Here is a 23341-nt window from a genome sequence, read left to right on the forward strand (position 1 = left end):
TGATTACTGACCCAGCGCGGTGCCTTCCCCGCGGGGGTCGTGCATGGCTTCCCGGCAGCCGTCCGGGTATACCGCAATGGCGCCGGCCAGACCGGTGAAGGGGCTGAGCTCGGGGATCCATTCTATAGCGTGGCCCTTTTGCATCAGCACCTCGCCGACGGCGGGCGGAATGTTCCGTTCCAGCTTGAGGTTTTCGCTGCTGCCGAAGAAGCTGCGCCCCTGCAGGAAGCGGGGCACCTTCAGTGCACGGTCAATGGGCTGCCGGTAGTCCACCAGTTGGGTGGCCAGAACCATCTGGGTCTGGGGCTGGCCGTCGCCACCCTGGGTGCCGAAGTAAAACTGTCGACCATCGTCCGCCAGGTAAGCCGAAGGGTTAAGGGTGTGGGCCGGTCGCTTCCCCGGAGCCCAGGCGTTGGCATGGGCCGGGTCCGGGTGGAAGCCGGCGGCCCGGTTAAGCCAGAGGATGCCGGTATCGCCCACCATGCAGCCGGAGCCAAAATCGTGGAACAGGCTCTGCATCAGGCAGGCGGTACGGCCTTCGGCGTCGGTGGCCGCCAGCCAGACGGTATCGGCTGGTCGGCCTTCCTCCTGCCAGGGCACCGCCACCTGCGGATCAATGGCGGCGTAGTTTACCGCTGCCCGTTCGCGGCTGAGCAGGCGACGGGTGTCCAGGGTACCACCGGCAGGGTCGCAGAGCTGACGGTTTCGTTGCTTGAGTTGGGCCTTGATGGCCTCCACCAGGTAATGGACGTAGTCCGGGCCACCATTCTCCAACGCAGGCAAATCCACAAAGTTGAGGGCGTTCAGGGCACTAAGGGTGTACAGGCCCTGGCTGGGCGGCGGGAAGTTGTACAGGGTGCCACTCCGGTAGCGGATGCTCAGGGGCTCACTGTGCCAGGCCTCCGTGCGGATCAGGTCGTCCCGGGTCAGGCCGTTGCCGAGTCGTGCGAACCCTTCCGCCAGCGAGGTGGCCAGTTCGCCTTCGTAAAAGTCTTCGATACCGGCCCGGGCCAGGTGTTCCAGGGTGCCAGCCAGTTCACGCCGGGTTACCCGGGTACCTTCCGGCAGGAGTTCACCCCGGGCGTCACAGCACAGGGCGGTCAGGTCCGGCAGGTCGCGGATCAGATCACGGCGCTGATGCTGCCAGAAGGCCTGGTTGCCGGAAACCTCGTAGCCATCCCGGGCCAGGACAATGGCCGGCGCCAGCAGATCCGGCCAGGTCATGGCGGAACCCCAGCGATGTTGGCTCCACTCATGGGCCAGGGACCAGCCCCTCAGCGCACCGGCGGTAGTGGCCGCCGAAGCCGGTCCCCGGGTGGCAATGGCGCCGTCGTCCGGCAGCCGCCGGCCGGCCTGTCCCAGCCCCAGCAGGGTATCCACCTGTCGACCATCGCTGAGCAACCACAGGGCATCGCCACCGAGTCCGGTCATATGGGGGCATACCACGGACAGCACCGCTCCGGCAGTGGTGGCGGCATCGATGGCAGTGCCACCGGCATTGAGGATTGCCATACCCGCTTCGGTGGCGCGGGCGTCCGGTGTGCAGATCACACCAGCGGTGGACTGGGCCTTCATGGGCTGGTCTCTCCCCGGGTACCCATTGGCAACTGGTGCTCTGCCACAAATTCAGCGGACATGGCGCTGACGGTCTGCACATGCAGGCGCATCAGGCGGGCCACGCCGTCGGCGTCACCGGCCAGGATGGCTCGGACAATGGCGTCGTGTTCCTCCCAGGACTTGCTGACCCGGTTGGTGAGGCGGAACTGGGCCCGGCGGAACGGCGCCAGCCGGTGCCGGGTGGCTTCCGCCAGCTGCTGGAGTTGACTGCTCTGGGCACCTTCGAAAATCAGGGCGTGGAAACGCTGATTGTAACGGGCATAGTCATCGGCAGTGCCATCCCGTACCAGGTGAACGGACTCCTGGTGCAGTTCAAGCAGGGCCTGGCGTTGGTCGCTATTCATGCGCAGGGCCGCCAGCCGGGCCAGCGCCGCTTCCAGTTCGGCCATGGCTTCATAGAGATCACTGAGGGCATCGGGTGACAGGGTGGCGACAATCACTCCCCGGTTGGGGCGGTGGGTCACCAGCCCCATGGCCGCCAGATGACCGAAGGTTTCCCGGATCGGTGTGCGGGACACGCCGAACCGCTGGGCCATGGCCTGGGCATCCAGTTTGGTGCCCGGCGTCAGGCGACCACTGATGATGTCGTCCGCCAGGGTCTGCACGATACTGTCCACCACGGTGCCCTTGCCGGCACGCTCCGGTTGCAGGGGAAGCCGGGTCATAGCCTGCCTTCCTCAACGACCGGGATGGTTTCCGGTGGGTGGGGAATCGCCGCCAGCAGGGTACGGGTGTAATCGGTGGCAGGGGCGTCCAGCAGTTGGCCGGCGTCGCCTTCCTCCACCACCTCGCCGTTCTGCATCACCATGATGCGATCACACAGCAGGCGCACCACGTTGAGATCGTGGCTGATGAACAGGTAGCTCATCCCCAGACGATGTTTCAGGTCCTCCAGCAGGTTGAGCACCACCGCCTGCACCGAGACATCCAGGGCGGCGGTGGGTTCATCCAGGATCAGCAGCTTGGGCTCCAGGGCAATGGCCCGGGCGATGCCCACGCGGGCCTTCTGGCCCCCGGAGAGCTGGTGGGGGAAGCGGTCCAGCAGGTGCACCGGCAGACCCACCAGGCCGGCCAGTTCGATCACCCGCTGATCCCGGTCCCTGCGGCCCATGGCCGGCGTGAGCCGACGAATGGGATCACCGATGGACTGGGCCGCGCTCCAGCGGGGATTCAGGCTGTCGGTGGGGTCCTGGAACACCATCTGCAGTTTCCCCCGCAGCGGATGGGCGGCGAATTTCGACGCCGGGACGGGCGCGATATCCTCACCAAGGAATTCGATGCGGCCACCACTGGTATCCAGCAGTCGCATGATCATGGCGGAAGTGGTGGACTTACCGCAGCCACTTTCCCCCACCAGCCCCAGACTCTCGCCTTCGCGGATCTGGAACGACAGGTCCCTGACCGCCAGATGGCTACCGTCGGACCCGGGCTTACCAAACTGCTTGCGCAGATTGCTGACCGTGAGAATCGGCTCACCGGTCCTGTGTTCCTCCGGCAGCGGCATGGCCTGGGCCTTCATCGCCGGCGGCAACAGGTCGCGCACGTGGGAGTCCCGGTGGGGCGTCGCCTGCAGCAATTGTCGGGTGTAGTCCTGGCGGGGCCCGTGGAACAGTTCCGCCGAGACGTTAGCCTCGATAATCCTGCCGGTCTGCATCACCACCAGCCGGTCGCAGTAGGCCGCCGCCAGTCCCAGGTCATGGGTGATCAGGATGGTGGACATGTCGTACTCGCGGGTGAGCTCGACAATCAGGTCCATCACCGCCTTCTGGGTGGTCACATCCAGCCCGGTGGTGGGCTCGTCGGCAATCAGCAGGCGAGGCCGACAGGCCAGTGCGATGGCGATGACCACCCGCTGGCACATGCCGCCGGACAGTTCGAAGGGGTAGGCGTTGTAGCGCTGCTCCGGGTCGCGGATTTTCACCGCCTGGAGCATTTCGATGGCTTTTTCCCGGGCGTTACCCCGGGTGGCCTGGTTGTGCTCGATCAGTACGTCCGCCACCTGCTGACCGATACGTCGGATCGGGTTCAGGGCCGCCCGTGGGTTCTGGAAGATCATCGAGATTTCGCGACCACGAATGTCCCGCATGTCTTTTTCCCGGGCCTTGTGCAGCGGCATACCGCCGTAGGTGATGCTGCCGCCGGCGATGCATCCGGCCCGGTCAAGGATGCGCATTACGGCGTAGGAGGTGACCGACTTGCCGGAGCCGGACTCACCGACAATACCCAGTGTCTCACCCTTGCCCACGGCCACGGAGATGTCGTCGACAGCACGAATCGTGCCCTTGCGGGTGACGAAATCCACGCTCAGGTGCCGGACATCCAGCAATGGTATGGTTGAAGTGTCTCTCATAGCCGGGATCCTCAGGTACGGCGCTGGGGATCCACCAGATCCCGCAGACCATCACCGATCAGGTTGAAGGTAAACACCGCCAGCATCAGGGCCATGCCCGGGAAGATCACCAGCCACCACTCGCCGGAGATAATGAAGTTGGCCCCTTCGGCCACCATGATGCCCCACTCCGGGGCCGGCGGTTGCACGCCCAGACCGATGAATGACAGGCCGGCGGCATTGAGGATGGCCCACCCCATGTTCAGGGAAATCTGCACCATCATCGGCGGCAGGGTGTTGGGGAAGATATGGCCGAACAGCACCCGCAGCTCGGAGTTACCGGACAGCCGCGCCGCCTGCACGAAACCGGCATTACGGCGAATGCTCACCTCCGCCCTCGCCATGCGGGCGTAGAAAGGCAGGTTGATGATGGCGGTGGCGTAGACAATGTTCTCCACCGTGTTGCCCGCCGCTGCCACAATACCCATGGCCAGCACGAACAGCGGAAAGGCCATGATGGTGTCCACCACCCGGCCGGTGATGCGGTCGGTCCAGCCACCGAAGTAGCCGGCGAACGACCCCATGATGGAGCCCAGCACAAAGGAGATGGCCACCGCCGATACCGAAATCATCAGATCCAGTCGGGTGGCGACCACCACCCGGGAGAAGACATCCCGCCCAAGCTGGTCGGTACCGAACCAGTGGGCGGTGCTCGGCGCCTGCAGCGCCGGCCCCACGCCGGTATTCAATGGATCGTAGGGCACCAGGTAGGGGCCAAACAGGGCCATGCCGATGAACAGGGCGAACAGCCCGAAGGCCAGCCCGGTCACGGGGTTTTCCGAGGCCACGTGGCGCAGGTGCTGCCAGTAGCTGGTGCGGGGCGGGCCTTCCAGTGTCGGGGAGGCGGGTGTGCTCATACTGGTCATCTCAGGCCTCCTCGCCCACGCGGGGATCAATCAGGGTATAGATCACATCAATCAGCAGGTTCAGGGCCACGAACAGCAAGGCCATGGACAGCACAAAGCCCTGCACCGCGGCGTAGTCCGAGACCACCAGCGCCTCCACCGCGAAGGAGCCAATGCCGGGCCAGGCAAAGACCTTCTCCACCAGTACATTCGCCCCAAGGACAAAGGAAAACACCATGCCCAGGGTGGTCACCACCGGCAGCAGGGCGTTGCGGAAGGCGTAGGTCACCAGCACCCGGCGCCCGCTGAGGCCGGCCGCCCGGGCGGTACGCACGAAGTCACTGGACAGGGTCTGCAGCATGGCGGCCCGGGTCATGCGGGCGATGGGCGCCAGGGTGAACAGGGCCAGGGTGATCAGCGGCAGCGCCAGTTGCGCCAGGGCCGCCCCCAGAATCTCCCACTCACCGGCGATGATGGCGTCAATGGTGAGGAACCCGGTCACCGGCTCCGGTGGCAGGTACATCATATCCAGCCGGCCCATGGGGGCGGGGGCCCAGCTCAGCAGGTAATAGAACACATACATCAGCGCCAGCCCGGTAAAGAACGTGGGCAGCGAGACCCCGGCGGTCACCAGGAACCGGCAAAGATGGTCGATCCAGGTATTGGGCCGGGTGGCCGCCAGCACCCCTAGTGGCACGGCAATGATGAATGACAGCAGCAGCGCCCCCAGGGTCAGCTCCAGGGACGCCGGCAGGCGATTGGCCAGCTCCGACATTACCGGCTGTCCGGTGGACACCGCCATGCCCAGGTCTCCCTGGGCGAGGTCTTTCACATAGGTGAGAAACTGCATGGGCAGCGGCTGGTCGAGCCCCAGGTTGCGGCGCACCTCTTCAATAGAGGCCTCATCCGCCATGGGGCCGGCGAAGTACGCCGCCGGATCCCCCGGCAGCGCGCGGGTCAGCAGGAAGCACACCACCAGGATACCGAATACGGTGGGTACCGCCTGCAACAGGCGCAGAACAACGCTGCGCACTTTCAGCCATATGGGTGACAAGGGAACGCTCCTGTGGATCCAGTCAGACGGGCTTCAGGGCACGGATGTCCATCTGGCGATGGAACCAGTACTCGTAGCCCCCCACCGATTCGTTGAGCGCCACATTCAGGGTCGGCTGCCACAGCGGGATCCGCGGGATCTCGTCGAAGGCCAGCTCGATCATGCGCTTCACATTGGGGGCGTAATCCGGGTGGTCCATGGCCATATCCAGGGTGTTGTCCACCAGCTTGGCCATTTCCGGATTGTCGTAGTTGTAGGAGTTGAACAGGTTGCCCTTGATATAGGCCCAGTAGAAGTAATAGTCCGGGGTGTTCAGCCAGCCGCCGAAGTTCTCCAGGTGCAGGGGCAGTTTCTTCTCCACCAGGGCGATGGTGCGCCAGTTGGCACCGGGGATCTTCTCGATGGTGGCATTGATGCCAATGTCCGCCAGCCCCTGCTGGATCAGCAGTGCTGCCGGTTCCGCCCAGTCGGCGTGGGACAGGTTGAAGGACAGCGGCACATCGAAGCCATCCTCGTAGCCCGCTTCCGCCAGCAGGACCTTTGCCTTCTCTACATTCCGGGAGTAGGGAGACTTCTGCGGCCAGCTGATTTCGTCCACGGTGGGGGTACCGCCCCACATGGGCACACCCTGCTCATAGGCGGCCTGCTCGAAGATTTTCTCGTAGGGGATCGACCAGGCCACGGCCTGACGCACCCGCTTGTCCTTGAACGGCTCGAAGTCAACGTTGGTGCACAGGGAGAAGATGCAGTTCTCAATCGGTGTGCTGACCACTTTCACTCCCGGCTTGCTGGCCAGTTCCTTGGCATCCTTGTTGGGAATGTTCTGGGACACGCTGACACTGCCCCGTTCGATCAGCGCGCGCCGGGTGGACTGGGCGGGCACTTCCCGCAGGATAACCCGCGCATACCCCGGTACCGGACCACCGGCCCAGTTGTCGTTGCGCTCATACACCAGTTGCTGACCGGCATCCCAGCGGGCCACCTTATAGGCGCCGGAACCGGCCGGAGTTCGGTGCAGGTACTCGGTGGCCCAGGGATCGTCCCCGGTGGCATTCGCTTTCGCCACTTCCGAGTTGATGATGATGGGGATGGGCGTGGCCAGGTCCGGCAGTGCCAGTTTGGAAGAGAACGGCAGGGTGATACGGAAGGTGCGGTCGTCCACCGCCTCGAACTGCTCCGGCGAGGACAGGCGACCCGCCTTCATCTGGACCGTCGGGAAGCCACCCAGGGAGACCGCCCGGTCCAGGGACCACTTTACGTCATGGGCGGTAACCGGCTTACCGTCCCAGAACGTGGCGCCTTCGCGAATGATAAAGGTCATCACCGTACCGTCATCGCTGATTTCCCAGGATTCCGCCAGTTCCGGCTGCACATTGCTGTAGTCATAGCTCAGGGAGCCGTCCGGCATCTGCTTGGTACCGAAGGACACCAGCCGGTCGTAGCAGTTGATCGCCACCTGGTAGCTGTCGCGGTTGGTCCCGCTGCGGTGGATATCCAGGCTGTTGATGGTACCGCCCATCACCACCACAGCGGTCTCCTGACTGGCGGCGGAAGCCGGCAGTACCTTGAACAGTGGCAGTATGCTGGCCCCGACGGAAAGCGATGTGGCGCCCTTGAGAAAGTCCCGACGATTCATTTTGCATGCTCCATGGTATGAATAGTTACCAAAGTGCATGCAATCGATAAGCCAAGGATATGTCGCCTTTTCAAAGTCCAAAAAACCCTATTTAAATCATAAATATAAAGGTTCCATGCAGAGCCATGACCGGTCTATAGCCGGCGTCATGATCAGGTCCTTCACTTATGCATGCACTATCAGGAAGCAGTCGTGCCCCAGGGAGGGCCGGGGGTTTGCGCTTGAGCCGTCGGGGGAAGATAATACGAAGCAGATAGATTGCTAGCGATAATGCGGCACGCACGCCGATCCTTTTATTCCAACGGACCAGTGAACCAACAACCCATGGGCACCCCGCTACACACCCGTAAACAGAAGGAAGTCGAACGGATTATCGAATCCCTGTCCCGGGCCATTGCCCAGCACCTGCTGCCCCCCGGCACCCGTCTGGTGGAAGCCCAGATCGTCGATTCCCTCAAGGCCAACCGCAACCACGTACAGGCCGCGCTACAGCGCCTGGCCCTGCAGAAGATCGTCACCATCGAGCCCAACCGTGGCGCCCATGTGTCCCAGCCCACAGCCCGTGAGGCCCGGGAGATCTTCGTGGCCCGTCGTGCCATCGAAGGGGCGATTGTGGCGTCAATCACCCCGGAGCGCATGCGCAGGTTCGCCCGCCAGGTGGATGCCCACATGAAGGCTGAAGCAAAGGCCACCCGGGACAGTGACCGCCGGGCTATCGTGGGGGAATTGAGTGCCTTTCATCGCTTATTGGCAAAGATCAGTGGCAACAGTGTACTGGCGGACATCCTGGAAAACCTGATGGTACGCAGTTCGCTGATTGTCGCCCTCTACCAGCGCAACGACGAGCCCACCTGCCAGCACGATGAGCACCGTCATATCCTGGAGGCCCTGAAGACGGGCGATGGGGAGCGGGCGGTGAAACTGATGGAACACCATCTGGATCATCTGGAGGCGGAGCTGGCCCTGGATGACGACCAGCAGCGGGAAATAGACCTCAAGGCGGTGCTTGCCAGCGTCTGACGCCAGCCGTAGATAGCCGGTCTTTCGGTTCAGGGGCGTAACAGCATGGCCGGGGAACGCTCGAAGGTCTGTCGCCCGGCCTTGAACCCCATCAGCGGTTGACCCAGCTCACTAATTACATGCGCCGGCGTACGGACATCCACCACCAGGAAGTCAGCATGGCAGCCCGGCGCCAGTCCATAGTCTGGCAGGCGGATCATCCTCGCGGATTCCTCCGACACCCAGGCCAGGCAACGGGCCAGCTCCGCCGGTGTTCCCAGGTGACAGACGTTGGCCAGCAGGTTGGCCTGTCGGATCAGCGAGGCGTCGCCGAACGGGGTGAACGGGTTGCCCACATTGTTGGTGGACAGGGAACAGGTGACACCGCACTCATGGAGTTTCGGCAGTGGCGCCACACCCCGGGGCACGTTATGGCTGGCGTCACGTCCGGTCAGGAACAGGTCGGTGGCGGGCAAGGCCGTAACCTGAACGCCGGCGTCGGCCAGGGCCAGGGCGGTTTCCAGGAAGGTCTCCGATGGTAACGCCGACAGCTTGGTGACGTGGCCAATGGTGACACGGTGCTGCCAGCCATATTCACAGGTGCAGCGGATCACCTCCGGAATCGTCATGCCCTCCGGGTTCAGGTCGAAATCCAGGTGCAGGTCCAGGTCACAGTCATAGTGCCGGGCCAGTTCGAACAGCCGGCGGATCTGACCCAGGGGATCGCTGTCCATATAGGGGCAGCCCCCCAGCACGGTCGCACCACTCTCCAGGGCCTCACACAAAAGCGCCTCGGTGCCCGGATTGTTCAGCAGCCCTTCCTGGGGAAACACGCAGATCTCCAGGCCGATGGCCCAGGCATAGTCTTTCTGCAGCCGTCGAATGGCGTGGAAACCGGTCAGGCCGATGCCCGGGTCCAGTTCCACATGGGTGCGCATATGGGTGGTGCCCTGGGTGATGGCCTGTTCCAGGATCCTGGCCCCCCGCTGGTAGACATCAGACTCGGTAAACCCGGCCTTGGCCTGACTGGTGCTGGACACTGCTTCTTCCAGAGTGCCTTCGCTGAGCCGACAGCGATCCATGATGCAGGCCTTGTCCAGATGGATGTGGGTCTCGATCAGCCCCGGCAGCACCAGGTGGCCCGCCAGGTCGACGGTTTCAGGTGACGCCCCTGGACTGAAATCACTGACGAACCGGCCATCTTCCACCTTCAGTCCAGCGAGCTGTTGCGGGCGCTCCGGCAGGCGCAGGTTGATGAATTGGATCGCTGTCACGCCACATTCTCTCCCAGGTAGGCGGCTTCCAGTTCGGGGTCGTTACGCAGGTCTTCGGCGCTGCCGGAGTGCACCACGCGTCCGGTCTCCAGCACATAGGCCCGGTCCGCCACCTGCAAGGCCAGGTTGGCCATCTGGTCCACCAGCAGCAGGGTAACCCCCTCATCCCGCAGTGCCGCCAGCGCATCGTAGAGTTCCGCCACCATGGCCGGCGCCAGCCCCAGGGAGGGTTCGTCCAGCAGCAGGATCGACGGCTTCGCCATCAGGCCACGGCCGATGGCCACCATCTGCTGCTCGCCACCGGACAACAGCCCGGCAGGACTGTCGATACGGTCCCTCAGGCGTGGGAAACGTTCCAGGATACGTTCGATATCCTGGTTCAGGTTGCCCTGATCCGTCCGGGTATAGGCCCCCATCAGCAGGTTGTCCCGCACGCTCAGCTCCGGGAATACCTGGCGGCCCTCCGGTACCAGGGCCAGGCCTTTACCCGCGATACGGGCCGCATCGAGGCTTTCGATACTCTCGTTATTGAGCACCACCGAGCCACCGGAGGCCGGATGCAGGCCGGCGATGGCCTGCAGGATGCTGGACTTGCCGGCGCCATTGGCGCCAAGGATGGCGATCAGCTCCCCGGGATTCACCACCAGGCTGACACCCTCCACCACCGGCGCGGCGCCGTAGTCGATCACCAGACCCTTGACGAACAGGGTGGCATCGCGGCTGCCGTCCCAGGGTTCCGGTCGGGGCGGTGCCTGGTAATCGGTACTGCCCAGGTAGGCCCGCACCACATCGGGGTTGGCGCGCACCTCCTCCGGTGCACCCCAGGCAATGGGACGGCCGGAGTCCAGCACCAGGATGCGATCGGACACCGACATCACCATGGTCATGTCGTGCTCCACCAGGATCACGGCGATGCCATAACCAGCAATGGTCCTCAGCAGGTCGGACACCCGATCGGTGTCGGCACGGCTCAGTCCCGCCGCCGGCTCATCCAGCAAAAGCACCCGGGGCGCAAGGGCCAGGGCCCGGGCAATCTCCACCAGACGGCGGTCCACATGGGGCAGGGCCTCAGCCGGTGTGTGCACCGGGCCCCGGTAACCCACCAGGGCCAGCAGGTCCATGGCCAGGGCCACCTGGTCCGGATCCGGTCGGCGCCAGCACCCCCCCAGCCGTCCCTGCTGCATACCGGCCAGCAGGTTCTCCAGCACGGTCATTCCGGCAAACAGCTGGGTGGTCTGATAGGTCCGGCCAATGCCCGCCCGGGCGATTTTCCAGGCCGGCAGGCCAGCCAGGTCCGCGTCCAGGGTGATCCGGCCGGTGTCCGGGGCATAGAAGCCACTGACCATATTCAGCACGGTGGTCTTGCCGGCGCCATTGGGGCCGATAATGCTGGTGACCGACCCGGGCGGGGCGCTGAAGCTCACCCTGTCCGCAGCCTGCACGCCACCAAAACGGATACCGATGTCTTCCACCACCAGACCGGCATCCGGCCCGTGACGGGTGAGGAAATCCGCAAGGCGTTGCTGGTCTGGCCGCTCAGATGGGGTGAGCCTGGCGGGTCGGGCAAACCGGGCCTGCAACACACCCAACACCCCGGTAGGCGCGATCCACAACACCGCCAGCAAGACACCGGAGAACAGCAGCAGCCGCATCTCCGCCATACTGGACAGCAGTTCCGGCACCAGCACGATCAGGATGGCCCCCAGCAACGGTCCGAACACCGTACCGGCACCCCCTACAATCACTGCCAGTACAAACAGGATCGACTGGGTGAAGGGAAAGGACTCCGGGTTAATGAACATCATCAGCGGCGACAGCAAGGACCCGGCCACGCCGGCAAACAGGGCCGACAGGGCAAAAGCCAGGGTCTTGGTCTGCAACGGGCTGAAGCCCAGGGAGCGGGCCGCGATCTCCGTGGCCTTGACCGAACGGATGGCGCGTCCCCAGCCACTGCCCGCCAGACGATGAAAGAACACCAGCGACATCACCATCAATGCGCAGGCCATCACTGCCAGACCGGTATCCGCCGGTAGCGGCCCGGTCTCCGGCATGGGGACGCCGGCCAGACCATTGGCACCGCCGGTCACGGATCGCCATTCGATCAGGCCGTGGTGAATGATAAAGCCAAAGGCGATGGTCACCATCGCCAGGTAGGGCCCACTGACCCTCACCGCGGGCAATGCCAGCAGCGCGCCGACAATCGCGGTCGCCATGGCGGCGGTGACCATGGCCAGGGGAAGGGGCAGGCCAGCCATGGTCATCAGTGCCGAGATGTAGGCACCAATGGCGTAGAAAGCCACGTGACCAAACGAGATCTGACCACTGAGACCAATCAGGATATTGAGGCCACTGCATACGGTAGTGGTCAGGGCAATCAGTGTCAGCACCAGCAGCCCGTATCCACCGAGGGTGAACGACAGTACGGTGGTCACCAGCGCCAGCAACATCAGCAGCCCCGGCGCCAGCCAGGGTCTTGTCGAAACCGTCATACTTTCACCAGCGTTCTGGTCCCGAACAGACCGTTGGGCCGGATGGCCAGGGCAACGATCACCAGGGAAAAGGTCACAATCTGGGCCACCGTCGAGCCCAGATAGACTATGATCAGCGCTTCCGCCAGACCGAACAGCAGGCCGGCCATCACCACGCCATTGGCACTGGCAATACCGCCCAGGATGGCGACCGCGAAGGCCTTGAGGCCAAACAGCGTACCCATCTCGGAATGCACGCTCACCAGCGGGGCGATCAACAGTCCGGCGATACCGGCAAACACCGTGGAGATGGCAAACGACACCGCCACGACCCGGTTCACATGGATACCCATCATTCGAGCCGCCGACGGGTTCTGGACCGTGGCGCCCAACACCTTGCCCAGTCGCGTGTAGCGTCGGATCAGAATCAGTGCCACCACGATGACTGCGACCACCGCCGGAATGATCAGCTGCATCAGGTCGACCCCGGTGCCGAACAGCTCCAGGCGGATATCCACCGGCTCCAGCAGGAAGCGGCGCGGCTCCTTGCCGAAGGTGAACATGACCAGGTTATCCACCAGCAGACCACCCGCCACGGTGGCCATCAGCCAGGCTTCGGAGTCCCGGCTATGGAAAGGACGCACGAGGAAACGCTCGATGGCCAGGCCGTAGATCGCACACAGGCCCAGGGCGAGGGCAGCCGCGACAATCCAGGGCAAGCCAAGCGTGATGCAGAAGGTGTATCCCAGCACGGCACCCACCATCATCGCGCTGCCCTGGGCGAAGTTGACGGTGCGGGACACAATAAACGTGATGTGGAAACCCAGGGCCAGCAGGGCATACATGCTGCCCATGCCCAGGCCACTGATGATGCTTGCGGTAATCATGTGGTGTCCTCCGCCGGCCGGGTCAGGCCCGACCGGCTACGGGGCCTATCGATCAGGGGTGTTACAGGTCGAGGGGTACGATCTGACCATCCACAAAATGCGTGAACACATAGTCTTCCGGACCCACGGCGTCGTGCTGATCCGGTGAGAAGGGCGACTGGTAGGTCTTGATCAGCCCCTCGTAGGACTCGATGTCGTAGTAACCCTGACGGATGGCAGGACCCTCGGTGCTGCCGGCATTCTCGATGGCCAGCGCGGTCAGGTGCATGGCGTCATAGGCGTTGGCGATGCCCACCGCCGGGGTAACGTCCGCCAGGCTCTGGATCTCGGGATACTTTTCCTTCAACGCCGCCAGGACATCGGCACCCTTGCCCTGCTGGTTCTCCACAAAAGTGAAGGTCTGAATAAAGTGGACCCTGTCAGCGTTCTCGCCGGCCAGTTCACTGAAACGACCGCCGGCCGGGCCCCAGTGGGAAACAATGGGCACGTCCCAGCCCATACGGTCCAGGGACTTCACCACCTGGGCGGAGGGAGACACATTGGCCACCATCAGCAGGGCATCGGCACCGGCGTCCTTCAGACGGCTGAGCTGTGGCACGACATCGGTATCGCCACTCTCAAAGCGTTCGATACCAGCCCATTCCATATCCCGGGATTCCAGCGCCTTGCGGAAGCCCTTCTCATTGGACTCGCCCCAGGGATTGTTGATCAGGATCATGCCCGGCTTCTGCATGTCATAATGGTCAATGCCGTATTGCACCAGGGCTTCGTCCACCAGTTCATCCACGGCGGATACCCGGAACACATAGTTCTCCTCGGCGCCGTTGTGGGTGATGGGGGTACCTGCCGCCCAGACGCCCATGAACGGAAACTCCATACGGTTGGCAAGCGGCACGATGGCCAGGGACACGGGGGTATCCAGGCCACCGAACAGTACCGCCACCTCTTCCTTCTGAACCAGTTCCCGGGCAGCGAGCAGGCCCTTGTTGGGATTGCTTTCGTCATCCCGACGCAGCAGTTCCACCTGTTGGCCGAGGATGCCGCCGTTGGCATTGATCTCATCGATGGCAATGGTCAGTCCTCGGGTAATGGCCTCGCCGGACTTGGCCGACTGGCCCGACAAGGCGGCCACCAGGCCCACCTTGAGGGTTTCCTGCGCCTGGGCCAGACCGGCCAGGGAAACCAGACCGGCGGTGGCCAGGGCCAGGATCCCGTGTTTAATACGTGTTTTCACACCCATCGTCTTTCTCCAGTTTGCTAGCGTTTGTATGAATGTTGCTAGCAACATGGATGCCAGTAAAATGGGGCCTATCTCGAAGGAAAATCGATAAACTGGCACCCTGAAGGCGCTTCAGGTGTTTTTATGCACCGAAAAAGAGCAATTAACAACCAATCCCAAGCCATTACCCTGGAGAAAAGTGTATGTCTGATAAAGAAGAAGCCATATCGATTGTTAGCAATTTTCTGGAAGCATCCATGGCGCCGGACCCAGAGCTTGCCGCCACCTATATGGCGGCGGACGTGCGTATTACTTTTACCGGTGGACGTGCGATGGCCAGCCCCCAGGCAATCACCGATTTCAACAGCAGTCGCTACGGGTGGGTGAAGAAGGCCCTCGGGCCCTTTGACTGGACCGAACATGAGGACCATACCGTGGTCTACTCCAACGGCACCCTCTACGGGGAGTGGCCCGATGGCCGCCCCTTCACCGGCAACCGCTACCTGGACCGGTTCGAGGTGCGCAACGGCAGGATCACCCGGATGGATGTCTGGAACGACAGTGCCGAATGGCTGCTGACGCCGGAACTGAACCGGGAATCATAAGCCGATAGGCCCACCAGACCCGGAGACTGGTACCCGCCGTGACCGGTCCCCGGTTTCCGTCTCCGGACACCAAATTTACACCGACCCCGTGTTATCATCAGATGCAATTCGAACGCGCCACAGGGTCCGCTCCATGACCGAACAGACATCCTCCATCCCCGACCACAAACCCCGCCCCTGGGTCGACCTGCTGGTCAGCATCGTAATCCCGTCTCTGATCCTGATGAAGCTCAGTGGCGACAACTATCTGGGCAGCACCTGGGCCCTGCTGATCGGGCTGGCGTTTCCCCTGGGGTGGGGCCTGTTCGAGCTGATCCGCTATCGCAAGAAGAATTTTATCGCGGTACTGGGTGTCATCAGCGTGGGGCTCACCGGGGGTATTGGCCTGATGGAGATCGACGCCCGCTGGCTGGCCATCAAGGAAGCCGCCGTGCCACTGGTCATTGGTCTGGCGGTACTGATCTCCACCCGTACAAAATATCCGCTGGTACGGACCCTGCTGTATAACCCCGCTGTGCTGGATGTCCACAAGATCCAGCAATCCCTCAAGGAAAGAAACTGCGAGGATGAGTTCGAAAGCCGCCTGATGAAGGCCAGTTATTTCTTCGCCGGCACCTTCCTGTTCTCCGCCATCATGAATTACATCCTGGCCCGCTGGATCGTCACCAGCCCCTCCGGCACCCAGGCGTTCAACGAGGAGCTGGGGCGCATGACCCTGGTGAGTTACCCGATGATCGCCATTCCCTCCATGGTGATGATGATCGCCATTTTCTTTTATCTGTGGCGCAGCATCCGCCGCCTGACCGGCCATACCCTGGAAGAAGTGATAGCGCCCGGCGCCGGCGGACAGGGCAAGGGCAATAGCTGAGAAGGCTTTTGCCCGGCGCGACGCATCTTCGACCAAGGTCTAAAAGTGAACACTCACTGACCCCTCATCCCCTCCAGGAAAAGACTTCGGGTATTTTTCTTTTTTTCCTGGAGCTCTTCATAGCAAAAATCAATGGCGTTCTCATTTGAATATGTCGAACGCTCGCTCTACGTTCTTTTAAGCCCAGACAACAAAAACACGTAGGGGCCAGCCCAACACAGACAATAACGGTTACACCCATGAACAAATACAATGAACTGGGTAAAACCGTGGCCAACTACGCCCCCCTGAGCCCGGTAAGCTTCCTCAGGCGTTCGGCCACTGTCTATCCCTATAAAACCGCTGTCATCGACGAGGACATGACCCTCAGCTATCGCCAGTTCCTGGAGCGGAGCTGCCGTCTGGCCAATGCCCTGACCGATGCCGGCATCGGTCGGGACGACACCGTGGCCATGCTGTGTCCCAACAGTCATGAGATGCTTGAAGCCCACTACGGCGTGCCCATGGCCGGCGCCGTGCTCAACACGCTCAATATCCGCCTGGACGCCGCCACCCTGGGATTTATCCTCAACCATGGCGAGGCCCGGGTGCTGGTCTATGACACCGGGTTCGAGTCCCTGGTACGGGACACCCTGGCGTCGGTGGACGAGCGACCGATGCTGATCGCCGTGGAGCGGGACGCCGGCGCCAGCGACGGCCTCGCCGACCAGGGTTATGAAGGCTGGCTGGCCGCTGCCGATACCGGGGACAATGGGCCGGGACCCGGGGATGAATGGGACGCCATCAGCCTCAACTACACCTCCGGCACCACCGGTAACCCCAAGGGCGTGGTCTACCACCATCGGGGCGCCTACCTGGCGGCCATGAGCGATGCCATGGCCTTCAATATGAACGATCGCACCGTCTACCTCTGGACCCTGCCCATGTTCCACTGCAACGGCTGGGGCTACACCTGGGCCATCACCGCGGTGGGTGGTACCCATGTCTGCCTGCGGCAGGTGGACGCGGAGGAGATCTACCAGCGCATTGAGCGATATGGCGTCACCCACCTGTGTGGAGCACCCATTGTGCTGAACATGGTGCTGACCGAACTGGGCCGGCAGGGCAGGCGGCTGTCCTCACCGGCACAGTTTGCCCTCGGCGGTGCGGCGCCCCCCAGCGCGGTGATCCGCAAGGCCGGGGAAATCGGTTTCCAGATCACCCACCTCTACGGCCTCACCGAGTCCTACGGCCCCGCCAGCCTGTGCGTGCCGCAACCGGAATGGGCGGATCTGCCGCTGGAGAAGAAGGCGCTGAAGATGGCCCGCCAGGGGGTGCAGACCCTGTCGGTGGACGACATCACCGTGCTCGACCGAAACACCGGCGAGCCCGTGCCCCACGACGGCCAGACCCTTGGCGAAATCTGCATCCGTGGCAACACCATCATGAAGGGTTACCTGAAGAACCCGGATGCCACCGACCGGGCATTCCACCGGGGCTGGTTCAATTCCGGGGACCTGGCCGTGGTGCACCCGGACCATTACATCGAGATCCGCGACCGGGCCAAGGACATCATCATCTCCGGGGGCGAGAACATCTCCAGCCTGGAGGTGGAGGAAGCCCTCTACCTGCACCCGGCGGTCTCCGAAGCCGCGGTGGTGGCCATGGCCGACGAGACCTGGGGCGAGGTGCCCTGCGCGTTCGTGGCCCCGGTTCACGACGACGGCTCGCTCACCGAGGCGATGATCATCGACCACTGCCGGGAACGACTCGCCCGGTTCAAGGTGCCCAGACACGTGGTGATAGGCGAGTTGCCGAAGACCGCCACCGGCAAGATCCGCAAGAACATCCTGCGGGACCAGTTGGCCCCGTAGCATCAGACGGGGAGACCCCGTTACAGGAATACAGGGAAGGCCATAACAAAACCACAGGGACGGAGTATCCGGAAAAACGGCTTCCAGTAACAACAAAGACAACAATGTCAGGAGCGATCGAACATGAGACAGTTCAGTGCCAAGAACCTGCTGGTTTCAGCGGCCACTGCCATCACCCTGTCCCTTGGGGCAGGCAATGCCACCGCGGAGGATCCGATCCGCCTCGGCGGCATCTATATTCTGTCCGGCAGTGCCGCCACCTATGGTGAGTTTGCCCAGCGGGGCATCAACCTGGCCGTGGAGGAGATCAACGCCTCCGGCGGCATCCTCGGGCGCCAGGTGGAAGTGATCTACGAGGATAGTCAGGCCAAGGCGGCCACCGCCATCCAGGCGGCCCGCAAGCTGGTCTACCAGGATGGCGTCGACGCCCTGGTCGGGCTGGACAGCTCCGGGGTGGCCCAGGGGATGGTGCCCACCGTGCCCGAGCTGCAGAAGCCGCTGATCATTACCCACGCTGCCACCCCGGATGTCACCGGCTCGCTGTGCAATGAATTCACCTATCGCATCAGCGTCAACGTGGCCCAGAACCAGAAGGCGGCGGCGATGATCGCCTCGGAGCTGGACGCCACCCGCTGGACCACCATCGGCCCGGACTACGCCTTCGGCCATCAGACCTGGGAGTACTTTGGCAACTACCTCAAGGAAATGAAACCAGAGGTGGAGCTGATGGAATACACCGCTTTCCCACGCTTCGGGGCCGAGGACTTCACCCCATTTATCAACGGTGTCATGGACGCCGAGCCGGAAGGCATCATCATTTCCACCTGGGGCGGCGACCTGGTCAACTTTATCCGCCAGGCCAATAACCTGGGCTTCTTCGACCAGGGCTATGAGGTGATGTTCACCGTCGGGGCGGCCACCGAGGTGCTTGACGCCCTGGGCGACCAGATGCCGGAAGGCGTATGGCTGTCCACCCGCTACTGGTACGACGCTTACGACAACGATATCAACCGGGCGTTCGTCAAAGCCTACCTCGACAAATACGGCAGTGCCCCGAGCTACAACGCCGAAGGCGCCTACGCCGCGGTCTATGCCTACAAGCAGGCCATGGAAGCCGCCGGCACCACCGATGGCAAGGCGGTGGCCAGTGCGTTGTCCGGCATGACCATGGACGCCCCCAACGGCCAGGTGACGTTCCGCAAGGGCGACAACCAGGCCATGGTCAGTCCCAACTGGGGTGTCTCCGGCCCCATGCACCCTGAGCATGGCATCCGCACCCTGTCCGACGTCAGGGTATTTGACGGCGAGCAGGTGGCCCGCCCCGTGTCCGAAACCGGCTGCTCCCTGTAACCGGGTGCGGACCAGGGGATGGTCAGCAGGGCAGGGAAGCCGGCTGATCCGACAATCACTGAATCGAGGTGTCTATGTCTGGCCTGGGAGCGGCGTTACTCAATAGCCTGGAGATGGGCCTGCTGCTGTTTGTGATTGCAGTGGGACTGAACATCGTCTTTGGCGTGCTCAATATCATCAACTTTGCCCACGGGGCCCTGTACATGCTGGGGGCGTATTTCGGGTACACCCTGATTGCCCTGATCGGCCTGCCGTTCTGGATGGCATTGCTGATCGCGCCCCTGGGCGTCGCCGTGATCGCCGTGGTGATCGACCGCCTGATGCTGCGTTTCATCTACGGCCGGGACGTGGCGGACAGTCTGTTGCTGACCTTCGCCATCCTGCTGATTATCAGCGAGAGCGTGCGCAGCATCTACGGCTCCAACATACAGACCGTTTACCCGCCGACGCTGCTGGAAGGCACGGTGTCGCTGCTGGGCAGTCCCTACCCGGTCTACAGCCTGTTCGTGATCGCCATGGGCCTGATCATCGTGGCGGGGCTGTGGTACCTGTTCAACCGTACCCGAATTGGCAAGATCATGCGTGCCGCGGCCCTCGACCGGGACATGGCCGAGGCCCTGTGCATCAACACCCGGCTGGTGGTCACCGGCGTGTTTGCCTTTGGCGCCTGGCTGGCTGGCGTCGGCGGTGTGATCGCGGCCCCCATGCGTACCATCGATCCCGGCATGGGTGACAAGATCATTATCGAGTCCTTCATTGTGGTGGTCATCGGGGGCCTGGGCAGCTTCCCGGGCGCACTGATCGGGGCCCTGATCCTCGGCGCCATCTACGGTTTTGGCGGACGTTACCTGCCCGACTTCAACCTGTTACTGCCGTTCCTTGGCATGGCCCTGGTGCTGCTGTTCAAACCCACGGGCATCATGGGCAAGGGGGCAAGCGCATGAGACAGACCATCGTGATGGGGGCACTACTGCTTGCCGTGGCACTGCTGATCGCCTTGCCCTGGTTCGCCCCGTATTTTTATCTCTTTATCTTCACCGAGATCCTGATCCTCGGGCTGTTTGCGGTCAGCTTCAACCTGGTGTTTGGCTTTACCGGCATGCTCAGTTTCGGCCACGCGGCCTATTTCGGCATGGGTGCCTACACCACCGCCATGCTCCTGCTGCACCTGGACTGGCCGCTGGTCTATACCCTGGTGGCGGCCATGGCGTTCTCCGGACTGCTGGCCCTGGTGATCGGATTCTTCTGCGTGCGGCTCAGTGAGGTGTATTTCGCCATGCTGACCCTGGCCTTCGGCATGATGGTATTCACCATCGCCCATTCCTGGCGGGATGTGACCAACGGCAGTGACGGCATTGCCGGCTTCCGGATCAGCGAGTTCGGTCTCGGGCTGGACCTGACCCTGGGCAATCCGGCGGTCTACTACCACGTCACCCTCGCCATTGTGGGTATCGCCTTGCTGGTGCTCTACCTCATCAGCCGCAGCTCCTTCGGGCTGATCCTCAGGGCGATCCGCCAGAATCCGGAGCGGGTGGCTTTCTGTGGCCTGAACGTGCGCAGCTATCGTCTGGCCTCATTCACCATTGCCGGCACCTTCGCCGGACTGGCCGGCGCCCTGATCGCGCCGTTCCTGCGGGTGGCCAGTCCGGAGCTGATGCACTGGTCGATGTCGGCGGAACCGGTGCTGATGTCCATCCTCGGCGGCACCGGGTATTTCCTGGGGCCCTTCGCGGGCGCCGCCATCTTCGTGTTGCTGGAAACCTGGATCACCAGCTTTACCGAGGCCTGGATGCTGTTCCTGGGCATCGTGCTCGCGTTAATGGTGATGTTCTTTCGCCAGGGTGCCCTCGGAACCCTGCTGGACTGGTGGACCAACAAACATGACTGATCCAATACTTACTATAAGTAACCTTACAAAACGTTTTGGGGGTAATACCGCCGTCTCGGGAATAGATCTGGAGCTGCAACCCCGGGAAACCATTGCCATTATTGGCCCCAACGGCGCCGGCAAGACCACCTTCTACAACATGGTGTCGGGGCGCATGACACCCAGTGACGGCCGTATCCTGCTGGAAGGCCGGGATATCACCGGGCTGGCGCCACACCGGATCAGCCGTATGGGGGTGTCCCGGTCGTTCCAGATCAACAATATCTTTCCGGAGATGACAGTACAGGAAAATGTGGAGGTGGCCCTGACCGCCTTCCACGGCCACAGCCGCAAGCTGTTCAACCTGGCCAGCCGCAACCGCGCCGTCCAGGAGGAAGCCCGGGGCCTGCTGGAGCGACTGCAGATCCTGGACCTGGCGGAGCGGCGGGCGGAAGTAATCAGCTACGGCGATAAACGACTGCTGGAAATTGCGGTGGTCCTGGCCACTCGCCCCCACCTGGTACTGCTGGACGAACCCACCGCCGGCATGACCCCGGACGAGACCCGTCGCACCACCGCCCTGATCCGGAAGCTGGCGGAATCCGGCGATTACACCTTCCTGATCACCGAGCATGACATGGACGTGGTCTTCGGCCTGGCCGACCGGATCCTGGTCATGCACCGGGGGGAGAACCTGTTCTTCGGCACCCCGGAGGAGGTCAGGGCCCACCCTGAAGTGCGGCGGGCATACCTGGGAGAGGAAGAAGAGCAAGAGGAGGCCGAAGCGTGATGCTCGAGGTTGATGATATCCACACCTATTATGGCGAGAGCCTGGCATTGCAGGGTCTCAACTTCTCGGTTAACGAAGGGGAGACCGTCTGTTTGCTCGGACGCAATGGAGCGGGAAAAAGCACCACGCTCAAGAGCATCATGGGACTGACACCCCCAAGATACGGCCGTATCACCTTTGATGGCCATTCCATTGCCGGTACTCCCGCTCACCGTATCGCCCGCCTGGGTATCGGCTATGTGCCGGAGGACCGGCGGATTTTTCCCGGCCTGACGGTGCGGGAGAACCTGGAGGTGGCCGAATACCGGCGCCCCGGAGAACCACAGGCCTGGACCATAGAAAGGATCTTTGACGAGTACACCATGCTGGCGGAACTCGCACACCAGGACGGCGCCACCCTGTCCGGTGGCCAGCAGCAGATGCTGACCGTGGCCAGATCCCTGATGATTCAGCCAAGGCTGTTGTTGCTGGATGAGCCGAACGAAGGCCTGGCCCCGGTCATCGTACAGCAAATTGGTCGTCTGATAGATGAGTTGGGCCGGAACACCACGATCGTGTTTACCGACCAGAGTGTGCATTTTGCCCTCAGGCACGCGCAGCGAGCGTTCATTCTGGAGAAAGGCAAGGTGGTTCACGAGGCCAGCAGCGAGACCCTGCGTAACGACCCGGAGACCCAGGATCGCTACCTGTCGGTGGCCTGATATCAGTAGCGTCCCGGCCGTTGTATCGGGGCGTGATCAACCCCTACAACCTGCGAAGCCGGCCTCGGCATGGCAATAGGACATGGCGTATACTGCTCACTTCGCAAGCAGGCAAGTAAACTATGATTCAGGATTACGAGACATTCAAAGCGGAACTGGCGTTGTCCAAGGAAGAAATCTGCAGGGAACTCTACCAGGAGAATACCGACCGGATCCGCATAAAGAAGGAAGGCACGGCGACCCGGAACCTTGCCCGGATTATCGACTCCACCCTCAGGCTGGCCAACTCCAAGGGTTTCCACGCCATGACCCTGAGAGACCTGTGCGCGGACTCCGGCCTCAGCATGGGCGGGCTTTACGCCTACATCCGCAACAAGGATGACCTGATTCACCTGATCCAGAGCCACGGCTTCAAGCTGACCCGCCGTACCGTCCTCCACTATATCAACGGTATTGACGACCCGATGAGCAAGCTGTCCCAGGCGATCAGGGCCCATGTGTTCCTGAGTGAGCTGATCCGCCCCTGGTTCTATTTTTCCTTCATGGAAGCCAAGAGTCTGCCAGCGGTAGAGAAACAGAATGCGATCGCCACCGAGCGGGAGATAGAGACCATCTTCTGCAATGTCATCTCGGAAGGCATCGAGCGGGGGGTGTTCCGGGAGATTAACGCCAGGCTATTGTCCTCGCTGATCAAGGCAATGCTGCAGGACTGGTACCTCAAACGGCGTAAGTATCGTGATCAGGGCGTCTCGGTGGAGGACTACGCCAACCAGTTGAACGATCTGCTGAAGACCTACCTGTTGCCCGTATCGGAGGGTGCCGGTATCAATGTCAGCCGGACCGCAACCACCGCCTCCTGAGCCTGTTGACCAGGTACAAAAAAGCCCCGCTGGCATCACCGCCACCGGGGCTTTTTTGT

The 23341-nt window shown here is 62.6% G+C and carries 20 protein-coding genes; 10 read left to right on the forward strand and 10 right to left on the reverse strand.

Annotation, left to right across the window (positions count from 1 at the left end):
• Positions 1-3 precede the first annotated feature (3 nt).
• Genes RO069_RS21105 through RO069_RS21130 form a run of 6 tightly spaced genes read right to left on the reverse strand, consistent with a single transcriptional unit; the run spans position 4 to position 7541 of the window.
• Positions 4-1575, reverse strand: a complete 1572-nt coding sequence (locus RO069_RS21105; RefSeq protein WP_328190159.1) for a gamma-glutamyltransferase family protein — start codon at positions 1573-1575, stop codon at positions 4-6.
• The gene (locus RO069_RS21110; protein WP_328190160.1) at positions 1572-2282 is read right to left on the reverse strand and encodes a GntR family transcriptional regulator; all 711 of its coding nucleotides are present in this window, start codon (positions 2280-2282) and stop codon (positions 1572-1574) included. The genes RO069_RS21105 and RO069_RS21110 overlap by 4 nt, the downstream gene beginning before the upstream one ends.
• Positions 2279-3967: an ABC transporter ATP-binding protein gene (locus RO069_RS21115; RefSeq protein ID WP_328190162.1), complete on the reverse strand. Its 1689-nt coding sequence runs from the start codon at positions 3965-3967 to the stop codon at positions 2279-2281. The genes RO069_RS21110 and RO069_RS21115 overlap by 4 nt, the downstream gene beginning before the upstream one ends.
• A gap of 11 nt (positions 3968-3978) precedes the next feature.
• Positions 3979-4872: an ABC transporter permease gene (locus RO069_RS21120; RefSeq protein WP_328190164.1), complete on the reverse strand. Its 894-nt coding sequence runs from the start codon at positions 4870-4872 to the stop codon at positions 3979-3981.
• Between the two features lies 1 nt (position 4873).
• The gene (locus RO069_RS21125; RefSeq protein ID WP_328190165.1) at positions 4874-5905 is read right to left on the reverse strand and encodes an ABC transporter permease; all 1032 of its coding nucleotides are present in this window, start codon (positions 5903-5905) and stop codon (positions 4874-4876) included.
• A gap of 22 nt (positions 5906-5927) precedes the next feature.
• Entirely contained in the window at positions 5928-7541 is a 1614-nt protein-coding gene (locus tag RO069_RS21130; protein ID WP_328190166.1) for an ABC transporter substrate-binding protein, read from the reverse strand.
• A 324-nt stretch (positions 7542-7865) separates the two neighbouring features.
• Between RO069_RS21130 and RO069_RS21135 the strand changes: the two genes are divergently transcribed.
• Positions 7866-8561, forward strand: a complete 696-nt coding sequence (locus RO069_RS21135) for a GntR family transcriptional regulator (protein ID WP_328190291.1) — start codon at positions 7866-7868, stop codon at positions 8559-8561.
• A gap of 29 nt (positions 8562-8590) precedes the next feature.
• On the opposite strand, the gene RO069_RS21140 is transcribed toward RO069_RS21135, so the two are convergent.
• The 4 genes from RO069_RS21140 to RO069_RS21155 form a co-directional block, all read right to left on the reverse strand.
• Complete coding sequence (locus RO069_RS21140; RefSeq protein ID WP_328190168.1) at positions 8591-9814, reverse strand: amidohydrolase family protein; 1224 nt, start codon at positions 9812-9814, stop codon at positions 8591-8593.
• The gene (locus tag RO069_RS21145) at positions 9811-12303 is read right to left on the reverse strand and encodes a branched-chain amino acid ABC transporter ATP-binding protein/permease (protein WP_328190169.1); all 2493 of its coding nucleotides are present in this window, start codon (positions 12301-12303) and stop codon (positions 9811-9813) included. Before RO069_RS21145 ends, RO069_RS21140 begins: the two co-directional genes overlap by 4 nt.
• The gene (locus RO069_RS21150; protein ID WP_328190170.1) at positions 12300-13169 is read right to left on the reverse strand and encodes a branched-chain amino acid ABC transporter permease; all 870 of its coding nucleotides are present in this window, start codon (positions 13167-13169) and stop codon (positions 12300-12302) included. Before RO069_RS21150 ends, RO069_RS21145 begins: the two co-directional genes overlap by 4 nt.
• A gap of 61 nt (positions 13170-13230) precedes the next feature.
• Positions 13231-14409, reverse strand: a complete 1179-nt coding sequence (locus RO069_RS21155) for an ABC transporter substrate-binding protein (protein ID WP_328190171.1) — start codon at positions 14407-14409, stop codon at positions 13231-13233.
• A gap of 182 nt (positions 14410-14591) precedes the next feature.
• Between RO069_RS21155 and RO069_RS21160 the strand changes: the two genes are divergently transcribed.
• From RO069_RS21160 to RO069_RS21200, 9 genes are all read left to right on the forward strand, one after another.
• Positions 14592-14993 carry a nuclear transport factor 2 family protein gene (locus RO069_RS21160; RefSeq protein WP_328190173.1) on the forward strand — a complete coding sequence of 134 codons (402 nt, stop codon included), beginning with the start codon at positions 14592-14594 and terminating at the stop codon, positions 14991-14993.
• A gap of 133 nt (positions 14994-15126) precedes the next feature.
• Positions 15127-15861, forward strand: coding sequence for a VC0807 family protein (locus RO069_RS21165; protein WP_328190175.1), 735 nt, complete (start codon positions 15127-15129; stop codon positions 15859-15861).
• A 239-nt stretch (positions 15862-16100) separates the two neighbouring features.
• Positions 16101-17714, forward strand: a complete 1614-nt coding sequence (locus tag RO069_RS21170; RefSeq protein WP_328190176.1) for a long-chain-fatty-acid--CoA ligase — start codon at positions 16101-16103, stop codon at positions 17712-17714.
• Positions 17715-17837: 123 nt separating this feature from the next.
• On the forward strand, positions 17838-19064 hold the full coding sequence (locus RO069_RS21175) for an ABC transporter substrate-binding protein (RefSeq protein WP_328190178.1): 1227 nt from the start codon (positions 17838-17840) through the stop codon (positions 19062-19064).
• 74 nt (positions 19065-19138) lie between these two features.
• Positions 19139-20008, forward strand: a complete 870-nt coding sequence (locus tag RO069_RS21180) for a branched-chain amino acid ABC transporter permease (RefSeq protein WP_328190180.1) — start codon at positions 19139-19141, stop codon at positions 20006-20008.
• On the forward strand, positions 20005-20952 hold the full coding sequence (locus tag RO069_RS21185) for a branched-chain amino acid ABC transporter permease (protein WP_328190181.1): 948 nt from the start codon (positions 20005-20007) through the stop codon (positions 20950-20952). Before RO069_RS21180 ends, RO069_RS21185 begins: the two co-directional genes overlap by 4 nt.
• Positions 20945-21721, forward strand: a complete 777-nt coding sequence (locus RO069_RS21190) for an ABC transporter ATP-binding protein (RefSeq protein WP_328190183.1) — start codon at positions 20945-20947, stop codon at positions 21719-21721. Before RO069_RS21185 ends, RO069_RS21190 begins: the two co-directional genes overlap by 8 nt.
• Positions 21721-22422 carry an ABC transporter ATP-binding protein gene (locus RO069_RS21195; protein ID WP_328190185.1) on the forward strand — a complete coding sequence of 234 codons (702 nt, stop codon included), beginning with the start codon at positions 21721-21723 and terminating at the stop codon, positions 22420-22422. The genes RO069_RS21190 and RO069_RS21195 overlap by 1 nt, the downstream gene beginning before the upstream one ends.
• A gap of 122 nt (positions 22423-22544) precedes the next feature.
• On the forward strand, positions 22545-23282 hold the full coding sequence (locus tag RO069_RS21200; protein ID WP_328190187.1) for a TetR/AcrR family transcriptional regulator: 738 nt from the start codon (positions 22545-22547) through the stop codon (positions 23280-23282).
• Positions 23283-23341: the final 59 nt, after the last annotated feature.

This window comes from Marinobacter sp. OP 3.4 (assembly GCF_036224885.1).
Classification (GTDB): Bacteria; Pseudomonadota; Gammaproteobacteria; order Pseudomonadales; family Oleiphilaceae; genus Marinobacter.

Coding starts and splice junctions, on each gene's coding strand:
- RO069_RS21105 (WP_328190159.1), bottom strand. CDS start 1,575: ATGAAGGCCCAGTCCACCGCTGGTGTGATCTGCACACCGGACGCCCGC.
- RO069_RS21110 (WP_328190160.1), bottom strand. CDS start 2,282: ATGACCCGGCTTCCCCTGCAACCGGAGCGTGCCGGCAAGGGCACCGTG.
- RO069_RS21115 (WP_328190162.1), bottom strand. CDS start 3,967: ATGAGAGACACTTCAACCATACCATTGCTGGATGTCCGGCACCTGAGC.
- RO069_RS21120 (WP_328190164.1), bottom strand. CDS start 4,872: ATGACCAGTATGAGCACACCCGCCTCCCCGACACTGGAAGGCCCGCCC.
- RO069_RS21130 (WP_328190166.1), bottom strand. CDS start 7,541: ATGAATCGTCGGGACTTTCTCAAGGGCGCCACATCGCTTTCCGTCGGG.
- RO069_RS21135 (WP_328190291.1), top strand. CDS start 7,866: ATGGGCACCCCGCTACACACCCGTAAACAGAAGGAAGTCGAACGGATT.
- RO069_RS21145 (WP_328190169.1), bottom strand. CDS start 12,303: ATGACGGTTTCGACAAGACCCTGGCTGGCGCCGGGGCTGCTGATGTTG.
- RO069_RS21150 (WP_328190170.1), bottom strand. CDS start 13,169: ATGATTACCGCAAGCATCATCAGTGGCCTGGGCATGGGCAGCATGTAT.
- RO069_RS21155 (WP_328190171.1), bottom strand. CDS start 14,409: ATGGGTGTGAAAACACGTATTAAACACGGGATCCTGGCCCTGGCCACC.
- RO069_RS21160 (WP_328190173.1), top strand. CDS start 14,592: ATGTCTGATAAAGAAGAAGCCATATCGATTGTTAGCAATTTTCTGGAA.
- RO069_RS21165 (WP_328190175.1), top strand. CDS start 15,127: ATGACCGAACAGACATCCTCCATCCCCGACCACAAACCCCGCCCCTGG.
- RO069_RS21170 (WP_328190176.1), top strand. CDS start 16,101: ATGAACAAATACAATGAACTGGGTAAAACCGTGGCCAACTACGCCCCC.
- RO069_RS21175 (WP_328190178.1), top strand. CDS start 17,838: ATGAGACAGTTCAGTGCCAAGAACCTGCTGGTTTCAGCGGCCACTGCC.
- RO069_RS21180 (WP_328190180.1), top strand. CDS start 19,139: ATGTCTGGCCTGGGAGCGGCGTTACTCAATAGCCTGGAGATGGGCCTG.
- RO069_RS21185 (WP_328190181.1), top strand. CDS start 20,005: ATGAGACAGACCATCGTGATGGGGGCACTACTGCTTGCCGTGGCACTG.
- RO069_RS21190 (WP_328190183.1), top strand. CDS start 20,945: ATGACTGATCCAATACTTACTATAAGTAACCTTACAAAACGTTTTGGG.
- RO069_RS21195 (WP_328190185.1), top strand. CDS start 21,721: ATGCTCGAGGTTGATGATATCCACACCTATTATGGCGAGAGCCTGGCA.
- RO069_RS21200 (WP_328190187.1), top strand. CDS start 22,545: ATGATTCAGGATTACGAGACATTCAAAGCGGAACTGGCGTTGTCCAAG.